The 9,861-nt window shown below is 67.8% G+C and carries 2 protein-coding genes; both read left to right on the forward strand.

The window, feature by feature from the left end; genetic code table 11:
- On the forward strand, window positions 1-3,264 hold a 3,264-nt coding region (locus DFS21_RS26345; RefSeq protein ID WP_146603174.1), incomplete at its 5' end, for a non-ribosomal peptide synthetase.
- A gap of 1 nt (window position 3,265) precedes the next feature.
- The coding region (locus DFS21_RS26350) for a non-ribosomal peptide synthetase (RefSeq protein WP_146603175.1) at window positions 3,266-9,861 on the forward strand (6,596 nt) is incomplete at its 3' end.

Here is a 9,861-nt window from a genome sequence, read left to right on the forward strand (position 1 = left end):
GGTGCAGCCAGCCAGGCCCCCGCCATTACCGTGGCGGATCGCAACCAGCCGCTGGTGCTGTCGTACGCCCAGCAGCGTCAGTGGTTCCTCTGGCAACTGGAGCCGGATAGCGCCGCCTATCACATCCCTGCAGCCTTGCAACTGAAGGGGCGGCTGAACCCCGAAGCGTTGCGTCAGGCCTTCGAGAGCCTGATCGCTCGCCATGAGAGCCTGCGCACCACCTTCGATCAGCAAGGTGGCGAGGCGCAGCAGCGTATCCACGCGCCCGCGACGTTCACCCTGGTCATGGAATCGCTGCAGGACACCTCCACCGAGGCGGTCCGCGAGCGCGTGGCTCGTGAGATCCAGCGCCCGTTCGACCTGACCCAGGGGCCGCTGCTGCGAGTACGCCTGTTGCGCCTGGCCGAGGACGATCACGTGCTGGTGCTGACCCTGCATCACATCGTCGCCGATGGCTGGTCGATGCCGATCATGGTCGATGAAGTGGTCGACGCCTACCTGGCCTTGAGCCAGGGCCGGCAACCCGAACAGCCGGCCTTGCCGGTGCAGTACGCCGACTATGCCGTCTGGCAGCGCCAGTGGATGGAGGCCGGCGAGCAGGCCCGCCAGCTGGACTACTGGCTGGCGCAGCTGGGCGGCGAGCACTATGTGCTGCAACTGCCCACCGATCATCCACGGCCCACTGTGCAAAGCCACGCCGGTCGCAGCCTCGCCATCGAGGTACCGGCGCCGCTGGTCCAGGCTTTGAAGGCGCAGGCGCGCCAGCAAGGGGTGACGCTGTTCATGCTGCTGCTGGCTTCGTTCCAGAGCTTGCTGCACCGCCAGACCGGGCAGGCCGACATCCGTGTCGGCGTGCCGATCGCCAACCGCACCCGGGCTGAGACCGAAGGCTTGATCGGCTTCTTCGTCAACACCCAGGTGCTCAAGGCGCAGTTCGAGCTGCACACGACCTTCAGCGCGTTGCTGCAACAGGTCAAGCACGCCGCCTTGCAGGCCCAGGCGCACCAGGATCTGCCGTTCGAGCAACTGGTCGAAGCGCTGCAGCCGGAGCGCAGCCTGAGCCACAACCCGCTGTTCCAGGTGATGTTCAACCACCAGGCCCAACGCTCGGACCAGGGGCGCGAACTGCCTGGGCTGAGCATCGAAGGCCTGAGCTGGGGCAACCCCACGGCGCACCTCGACCTTGCCCTGGATACTTTCGAAAGCGAGGACGGCCTCGGCGCGACCCTGACCTACGTCAGCGACCTGTTCGAGCACGCCACCATCGAGCGCATGGCCGCGCACTGGCTCAACCTGTTGCAGGCAGTCAGCACCCAGCCTGCCCAGCGGATCGTCGAGCTGCCGCTGCTCGATGAGGCGCAGCGCCAGGTCATCCTCGGGCAGTGGAGCCGCCACGAGGCGGTCTACCCTGACCAGCGCACCGTGCAGCAGCTGATCGCCGACCAGGCCGCGCGTACCCCGCACGCCACGGCGCTGATCTGCGAAGGGCAGCAGCTCACCTACCAGGCCCTGGACCTGCGCGCCAACCAGCTGGCCCATTGCCTGCGCGAGGCGGGCATCGGCCCGGACGTACGCGTGGGCATCGCCCTGCCGCGCAGCCTGGACATGGTGGTCGGCCTGCTGGGCGTGCTCAAGGCCGGCGGCGCCTATGTGCCGCTGGACCCCGACTACCCGCACGAGCGCCTGGCCTACATGATGGAGGACAGCGGCATTGCCCTGTTGCTTGGCCACAGCGCCCAGTTGCAAGCCCTGGCGGTGGCACCGCAGGTGCGCAGCCTGTGCCTGGACAGCGAGCCGCTCGATGCCTGGCCGAGCCATGCGCTGCCGGCGCTGGGCGACCCCGACAACCTGGCGTACATCATGTACACCTCCGGCTCCACCGGGCGCCCCAAGGGCGTCGGCATCAGCGCTGCGGCGCTGAGCCGACATGCCCATGTCGCCCAGGGTTTCTGCGGCCTGTCGGCGGCCGACCGGGTGCTGCAGTTCTCCACCTTCAACTTCGACGCCTTCGTCGAGCAGCTCTACCCGGCGCTGATCTGCGGCGCCAGCGTGGTGCTGCGCGGCCCGACGCTGTGGGACAGCGAGACCTTCTACCGTGAAGTGGTGACCCAGGGCATCACCTTCGCCGACCTGCCGACCGCCTACTGGTATCTGCTGGCCAAGGACTTCGCGGCCAAGGGGCCGCGCGACTATGGTTCGCTGCGGCGCATCCACATGGGGGGCGAGGCCATGGCCGCCGATGGCGTGCTGGCCTGGCAACAGGCCGGGCTAGGCCATGTGCGGCTGCTCAACACCTACGGGCCGACCGAGGCCACCGTCAGCGTCATGAGCCACGACTGCAGCGCCTATGTCACCGGCGAGCAACCCCTGCCGGTGCAGATCCCGATCGGCAAGGCCCTGGGCGGTCGCTCGATCCACCTGGTGGACGCCGATGCCGACCTGGCCCTGCCGGGCGCCATCGGTGAACTGCTGGTCGGTGGCGAGCTGCTCGCCCGCGGCTATCACAATCGTCCGGGGCTGACCGCCGAACGCTTCATCCCCGACCCGTTCGCGACAACGCCGGGCGGGCGCCTGTACCGCACCGGCGACCTGGCACGCTATCGCGAGCACGGCGTGGTGGAGTACGCCGGGCGTATCGACCATCAGGTGAAGATTCGCGGCTTCCGTATCGAGCTGGGCGAAATCGAGGCGCGCCTGCGCGAGCACCCGGCGGTGCGCGAGGTACTGGTGGTCGATATCGATGGCCCCGGCGGCAAGCAACTGGCGGCCTACCTGGTACCCAACACCATGCCCGAGGCCGAGGACGCCCTGCGCGCCGAGCTGAAGGCGCACCTGGGCGCCAGCCTGCCGGACTACATGGTGCCGATGTACCTGGTGCTGCTCGAACGCATGCCGTTGCTGCCCAACGGCAAGCTCGACCGCAAGGCACTGCCGGCCCCCGATACCCGCCAGTCGCAGCCGGCCTACGTGGCCCCGGTCAGTGAGCTGGAACAACAGCTGGCGGCGCTCTGGGCCGAGGTGCTGCAGGTCGAGCGGGTGGGCCTGGGCGATGACTTCTTCGAGCTGGGCGGGCACTCGCTGCTGGCGGCCCAGCTGATTTCCAAGATCAACTCGGGCCTGGGCATCGACATCCCCCTGCGCCTGCTATTCGAGAAACCGCAATTGAATGATTTTGCCCAGGCCTGTGCCAGCACCGGCTTGTCGTTGAGCGAGGACGGCTTGTCCGATATCGAAAGAATGATGAATGAAATGGCGGGCGTCTGAGATGGACAAGAGCACAGCAGAACGTATCGCCAAGCGCTTTGTGGGCCTTGCCCTGGAGCAGCGTCGGCAGATTCTCGACAAGATGCGCGAGACCGGGCAGAGCTTCCGCTTGCTGCCCATCGCCGTGACCCGTCACGACAGCCCGCGCATCCCGCTGTCCTATGCCCAGCAGCGCATGCTGTTCCTCTGGCAGCTGGAGCCGCACAGCAGCTTCTACAACGTGCCGATGGCGGTGCGCCTGAGCGGTGCGCTGAACCAGCAGGCCTTGGCCCAGGCCCTGGAGGCGCTGGTGCAGCGCCATGAGAGCCTGCGCACGCGGTTCGTCTCCGAGCAGGGCGAGTTCCACCAGCAGGTCCTCGAACTACCGGGCGTTGGCCTGGAGGTGCGCGAGGTGCAGGCCGGGCCGGGCGAGGACATCGAGCAGTGCCTGCGTACTGCGGTGCGCGAGGCGCTGGATGCGCCGTTCGACCTGCTGCAAGGCCCGCTGCTTCGGGTCCGGCTGTTGCGCCTGGCTCCAACCGAACACGTGCTGACGGTGTGCATGCACCATATCGTCTCCGACGGCTGGTCGGGCGAGCTGATGGTGCAGGAGTTCGTGCACCTGTACGAAGCGCTGTCGCAGGGCCGTGACGCCAACCTGCCGCCGCTGGAGGTGCAATACGCCGACTACGCGATCTGGCAACGCGCCTGGCTTGAGGCCGGCGAGGGCGAGCGCCAGTTGCAGTACTGGAAGCAGCAGTTGGGCGATGAGCACCCGGTGCTGGACCTGCCGCTGGACCACGAGCGCCCGGCGCACCCCAGCTACCGTGGCGCGACCCTGCGCAGCGATGTGCCGGCGGCGTTGTCGGCCAAGCTCAAAGCCCAGGCGCGCAGCCAGGGCCATACCGTGTTCATGCTGACCCTCGCGGCCTTGGCCGTGACCCTGTCGCGCTACAGCGGCCAGGCCGACATCCGCATCGGCGCGCCCAACGCCGGGCGCAACCGCAAGGAAGTCGAAGGCCTGATCGGCTTCTTCATCAACACCCAGGTGCTGCGGGTGCAGGTGGACGAGCGCCAGAGCGGCGCGGCGCTGCTGGAGCAGGTGAAACAGGTGGTCAGTGGCGCGCAGTCGCACCAGGAACTGCCGTTCGAGCACCTGGTCGACGCCCTGGCGCCGGAGCGCAACCTGGGCCACAACCCGCTGTTCCAGGTGAAGATCAACCAGAACATGGCCGACACCGAGGCCGGCGCCCAGGCCCGGCAGACGCTGGGTGAGCTGAGTGTCAGCGGTTTTTCGGTCGAGGGCAGCGATGCGCGCTTCGACCTGGCCTACGACTTCACCGAGACCCCCGACGGCCTGCAAGGCTACTTCACCTACAGCACCGACCTGTTCGAAGCCGCGACCATCGAGCGCATGGCCGCTTCGTTCCAGGCCGTGGTGCGTACGCTTGTCGAGCACCCCGACGCGGCGTTGCTCGACCACCCGGATGCCCAGGCCGCGCAGGTTGAAACCGCTGCCCAAGGCTGGCCGCAGCAGGATTTTCTCGCCCTGTGGCGTCAGGGCCTGCAAGCCGGGGCCGGGCAGCCGGCATTGCGCGCGGGGGATCGTACGGTCACCTATGCCGAGCTGGAGCAGCAGGCCAACCGTTTCGCCCATTACCTCAAGGCACAGGGTATCGCCCCGGGCATGACCGTGGCGCTGTGCCAGGAGCGCTCCATCGAGTGGGTGACCAGCCTGCTGGCGGTGCTCAAGCTGGGCGCGGTGTACCTGCCGCTGGACAGCCGCCAGCCGGCCGAGCGCCTGCAGCAGTTGCTGCAGGCCAGCGCCGCGCAGCTTTTGGTGCATGCCCAGGGCGACGACCAGGCGGCGGGGCTGGGCGTTTGCCGCGCCGTGGCCCATGACACTTCACTGTATGGCGACTACGACGAGCAGCCACCGGCGGTGCGTGTCTTGCCGCAGCAGGCGGCCTATATCATCTACACCTCGGGCTCTACCGGGCAGCCCAAGGGCGTGGTGGTCAGCCACGGGGCGCTGGCCAACTACCTGCAGGGCGTGTTGCAACGCCTGGACGTGCAGCCCGGTGCCAGCCTGGCGATGGTATCCACCGTGGCCGCCGACCTTGGCCATACCGTGCTGTTCGGCGCGCTGGCCTCGGGCCGGCTGCTGCACCTGCTGGGCCACGACCAGGGCTTCGACCCCGATGCCTTCGCCAGCTACATGGCCGAGCACCGCGTCGATGTGCTGAAGATCGTGCCCAGCCACCTGCAGGGCCTGTTGCAGGCCGCGCAGCCGGAGCGGGTGTTGCCCGAGCAATTGCTGATCCTCGGTGGCGAGGCCAGTTCCTGGGCCTTGATCGAGCAGATCCGCCGCCTGAAGCCCGGCTGCCGGATCATCAACCACTACGGCCCGACCGAGACCACCGTGGGCATCCTTACCCACGAAGTCGGCGCGCGCCTGCCTGGCTGGCGCAGCGTGCCGGTGGGCCGGCCGCTGGACAACGGCCAGGCGCGGGTGCTGGACGCCTACCTCAATCCGCTGCCCGAGCGCGTGGCCGGCGAGCTGTACCTGGGCGGCCAGGGCCTGGCCCAGGGTTATGTCGGCCAGCCGGGCCTGACCGCCGAGCGCTTTGTCCCCGATCCGTTCGGTGACAACGGCCAGCGGCTGTACCGTGCCGGTGACCGCGCACGCCTGGACCAGGGCGTGCTGGAATACCTGGGCCGTGGCGACGACCAGGTGAAGATCCGCGGCTACCGGGTCGAGCCGGGCGAGGTCGGCCAGGTGCTGCAAGGCCTGCCCGGCGTGGCCGAGGCCGTGGTGCTGGCACTGCCCCTGGACAGCGACCCCACGCGCCTGCAACTGGTGGCCTGGGCCGTGCCGGCGGCGGGTGTCGAGCTGCAGGCCGAGGCCCTGCGCCAGGCCCTGCTGGCGCGCCTGCCGGAGTACCTGGTGCCGGCGCAGGTGCTGCTGCTCGAGCGCCTGCCGCTGACCGCCAACGGCAAGCTGGACAAGCGTGCCCTGCCCAGACCCGGGGTGGTGGCCAAGCAGCGCTTTGTCGCGCCGGTGGGGGAAATCGAAGAGAAACTCGCCGCGATCTGGTGCGAGGTGCTCAAGCGTGAGCAAGTGGGCAGCACCGACAACTTCTTCGAGTTGGGCGGCGACTCGATCCTCAGCCTGCAGATCATTGCCCGCGCCAAGCGCCAGGGCATCAAGCTGAGCCCCAAGCAGCTGTTCGAGAAACAGACCATCGGCCAACTGGCGGCGGTGGCCAAGCTGATCGAGAAGAAACCGGCGGCCGAGGTAGTCGAGCAGGTCAGCGGCAGCCTGCCGTTGCTGCCGATCCAGGCGCGTTTCTTCGACACCGTGATTCCCCAGCGCCACCACTGGAACCAGGCGGTGCTGCTGACCCCGCGCCAGCCGTTGACGGCAGCCTTGCTGCAACCTGCGCTCAAACTGCTGCTGGAACAGCACGACGCCCTGCGCCTGCGTTTCAGCGAGGATCAGGGGCAGTGGCAAGGCCAGTTCTCGCCGGTCGACGCGCAGCAGTTGCTGTGGGTACATCAGCTGGACGATGCCGCACGCCTGCCGGAGCTGGCCGATGAGGCCCAGCGCAGCCTGGACCTGAAGAATGGCCCGCTGCTGCGCGTGGTACTGATTGACCTGCCCGCGGGGCAACAGCGCCTGCTGCTGGTGATCCACCATCTGGTGGTCGATGGCGTGTCCTGGCGTGTCCTGCTCGAAGACCTGCAGCTGGCCTGCCAGGCACTGCTGGCCGGCAAGGCGCCGGTGCTGCCGGCCAAGAGCAGCTCGCTCAAGGCCTGGGCCGAGCATCTGCGCGAGCATGCCCGCAGCCCCGCGCTGGTGGCCGAGCTGGCCTACTGGCAGGCGCAGTTGCAGGGTGTCAGCGACGTCCTGCCTGGGGCGAACCTGCAGGGTGGCCAGCAGCGCAAGCATGAAATATCGGTGCGCACCCACTTGAACGCCGAACTGACCCGGCAACTGCTGCAGGAGGCGCCGGCCGCCTACCGCACCCAGGTCAACGACCTGCTGCTGACGGCGCTGGCGCGGGTCATCCGCCGCTGGACCGGCGAGGCGCACGCACTGATCCGCCTGGAAGGCCATGGCCGCGAAGACCTGTTCGATGACCTCGACATCACCCGCACGGTCGGCTGGTTCAGCAGCCTGTACCCGGTGAAGCTGACCCCCGCCGATGACCTGGGCGCGTCGCTCATGGCGGTCAAGGAGCAACTGCGCGCCGTGCCGGCCAAGGGCATCGGCTACGGTGTACTGCGTTACCTGGGTGACGCGCAGGCCCGCGAAACCCTCGGCGCCCTGGCCCAGGGCAGCATCGTGTTCAACTACCTGGGGCAGTTCGACGGCAGCTTCGACAGCGAGCAAGGGTTGTTCACCCCGGCGCCGGAAGGTGCGGGGCAGGGGCAAAGCCCTGAGGCGCCGCTGGGTAGCCTGCTCAGCATCGATGGCCAGGTCTACGCCGGTGAACTGGCGCTGGACTGGAGCTTCAGCAGCGCCGTGTTCGAACGTGGACAGATCCAGCGCCTTGCCGACGAGTACGCCGAGGAACTGCGCCTGTTGATCGGGCACTGCACCACCCCAGGGGTGGCGGGGGTGACGCCTTCGGACTTCCCGCTGGCCAGCCTCGACCAGCGCCAGCTGGCGGCGCTGCCGGTGGCGGCGGGCAACATCGAAGACATCTACCCGCTGTCGCCGATGCAGCAGGGCATGTTGTTCCACAGCCTGTACCAGCAGGAGACGGGCAACTACATCAACCAGACTCGCGTCGAAGTGCAAGGTCTGGACGTACCGCGCTTCATCGCGGCCTTGCAGGCTACCGTGGACAACCACGAGGTGCTGCGCAGCAGTTTCTTCAGTGGCTACGACCAGTCCCTGCAAGTGGTGCAGCGCCAGGCGCGGCTGCCGCTGGTCGAGCTCGACTGGCGTGACCAGGCCGATCTGCCGAGGGCGTTGCAGGAATGGGCCGAGGCCGACCTGCGTGCCGGTTTCGACCTGGCCAGCGGTCCGCTGCTGCGCCTGGCGGTGATCCGCAGCGCCGAACAGCAGTACCAGCTGGTGCTGACCAACCACCATATCCTGCTCGATGGCTGGAGCAGCTCGCGCCTGTTCGGTGAGGTGCTGCAGCGTTACGCCGGTTTCACCCCGGCAGGCAAGAACAGCCGTTACCGCGACTATATCCAGTGGCTGCAACGCCAGGACCAGGCCGCCAGCGAGCGCTTCTGGCGCGAGCGCACGGCGGAACTGGACGAGCCCACGCGGCTGGCCCAGGCCTTCAGGTCCGAAGCCCAGGGCCACGGGCAGGCCGAGCATCAGATCAGCCTGGATGCACAGCGTACCCAGCGCCTGGGCGAGTTTGCCCGGGACCAGCGGATCACCCTCAACACCCTGGTCCAGGCCGCGTGGCTGTTGCTGTTGCAGCGCTACACCGGGCAGGCCTGCGTGACCTTCGGCGCCACCGTGGCCGGCCGCCCGGCCGAACTGCCGGGCGTCGAGGAGCAGCTGGGGCTGTTCATCAACACCTTGCCGGTGGTCGCCAGCCCACGCCCGGAGCAGACCGTGGGCGACTGGGTACAGCACGTGCAAGGGTTGAACCTGGCCCTGCGCGAGCACGAGCACACGCCGCTGTACGAGATCCAGCGCTGGGCCGGCTGGAGCGGCGAGGCGCTGTTCGACAATATCCTGGTGTTCGAGAACTACCCGGTGTCGGAGGCGCTGCAGCAAGGCGCTCCCCAGGGATTGGTGTTCGGCGAGGTAGCCAGCCAGGAGCAGACCAACTATCCGCTGACGCTGGTGGCCCAGGTGGGCGAAAAACTGTCGGCCAGCTTCAAGTTCGAACGCGCCAGCTACGCCGAATCGGCTGTCGGGCAGATTGCGGCACACTTCGTCGAATTGTTAGAAGGGTTGGCGGACTCGTCGCAGCGGGCTTTGGGTGAGTTGGTGCTGAGCACAGCGCCGCTGCAGGTCATTGACAGCTATCCGAGCTCGGCCTGCGCCCACGCGCTGATCGAGCAGCAGGCGGCGCGCACGCCTGAAGCGATCGCCGTGACCTTCGCCGGGCAGACGCTGAGCTACGACCAGCTCAATCGCCGCGCCAACCGCTTGGCGCATAAGCTGCGCGCGCAGGGCGTGGGGCCGGATGTGCTGGTGGGCATCGCCGTGGAGCGTGGTTTCGAGATGATCGTCGGCCTGCTGGCGATCCTCAAGGCCGGTGGCGCCTATGTGCCGCTGGACCCGGAATACCCGCAGGACCGCCTGAGCTACATGATGGAAGACAGCGGCATTCAGTTGCTGTTGACTCAAGACCATCTGCTGGCAGGCCTGCCGGTGCCGGCGCACGTGCGCAGCTTGTCTCTCGAAGATGATCTGACCGGCTACAGTGGCGCGAATTTGGAGCACCTGACTCAGCCGGACAATCTGGCCTATGTGATCTATACCTCGGGCTCCACCGGCAAGCCGAAAGGCACCTTGCTGCCGCACCATAACCTGCTGCGCCTGTTCAAAGCCACCGATGCCTGGTTCGGCTTCGGCCCGCAGGATGTGTGGACGCTGTTCCACTCGTACGCCTTCGATTTCTCGGTGTGGGAGAT

It is taken from the genome of Pseudomonas sp. 2848 (assembly GCF_003253945.1).
Lineage (GTDB): Bacteria > Pseudomonadota > Gammaproteobacteria > Pseudomonadales > Pseudomonadaceae > Aquipseudomonas.